Source organism: Mycobacterium sp. UM_Kg1 (assembly GCF_000972925.1).
In the GTDB taxonomy this organism is placed as follows: Bacteria; Actinomycetota; Actinomycetes; order Mycobacteriales; family Mycobacteriaceae; genus Mycobacterium; species Mycobacterium hiberniae.
Map to the genome: position 1 here is coordinate 1 of NZ_JRMK01000316.1, position 1,031 is coordinate 1,031.

1 pseudogene is annotated in these 1,031 nt (G+C 65.1%); it reads left to right on the forward strand.

From position 1 onward, the window contains the following. Positions 1 to 972: pseudogene (locus tag LI92_RS21315) on the forward strand (IS3 family transposase); the annotation flags it as partial. Positions 973 to 1,031: the final 59 nt, after the last annotated feature.

Below are 1,031 nucleotides of genomic sequence, written 5' to 3' on the forward strand. Positions count from 1 at the left end.
CAAGGAACTCAAACAGCTGCGCGAGCAGAACGCTCGGTTGAAGCGGCTGCTGGCCGAGGCCGAGCTGGAGAAGGACGCCCTGCGGGAGGTGGCGAAGGGAAAATTCTGAGCCCAGCAGCCAAGCGCCGCGCCGTCGACATGCTCAAGGCCACGTTGGGCGTGTCGGAGCGGCTGGCGTGCAGGGTTGTTGGGCTGACCCGGTCCACCTACCGTCGCCTGCCGGCCGCGCAGACACCGACCGATCCGGATGCCGAGTTGAGGGCCTGGCTGCGCGGCTACGCCGCCAAACCCCCCTGCCACGGATTCCGGCGTGCCTGGGCGACGCTGCGCTACGACGAGCACCGTGAGGTCAACAAGAAGAAGGTCCACCGCCTGTGGCGCGAAGAGGGCCTGCAGGTCCGCATCCGCAGTCCACGTAAGCGGGCCGGGGTCTCCTCGGCACCTCCTGTCAAGGCTGATGCGCCGAAGGTGGTGTGGGCGATCGACTTCCAATTCGACTCCACTGTCGACGGCAAGGCCATCAAGATCGCCTCGATGATCGACGAACACACCCGCGAATCGCTGCTGGACATCGTGGAGCGCTCGATCACCGGCGAACGCCTGGTCGCCGAACTCACCAAGGTGTTCGCCGCCCACGGTGGACCGCCGAAGGTGCTGCGTCTGGACAACGGCCCAGAGATGGTTTCTCAAGCGCTGCAGCGCTTCTGTGAGAACCAGACCGGGCTGGTCTACATCCCGCCGGGCTGCCCGTGGGACAACGGCTACATCGAATCGTTCAACAACCGCCTGCGCAGGGAGTGCCTCAACCGCAACCACTGGAACACCCTGCTGGAAGCCCGCGTGGTCATCGGCGACTTCAAACACGATCACAATCACCGCCACCGCCACTCGGCCCTGGGCTACCGCACACCGGCCGAGTACGCTGCAGCCTGCAGATGCACCCACACCCCGGTGGCCTGCAACACGAACTGAGAACGGATCAAACCAACCCGACTCAAGAACCGGGTGGACTCAAAATCGGGGACTCGCCA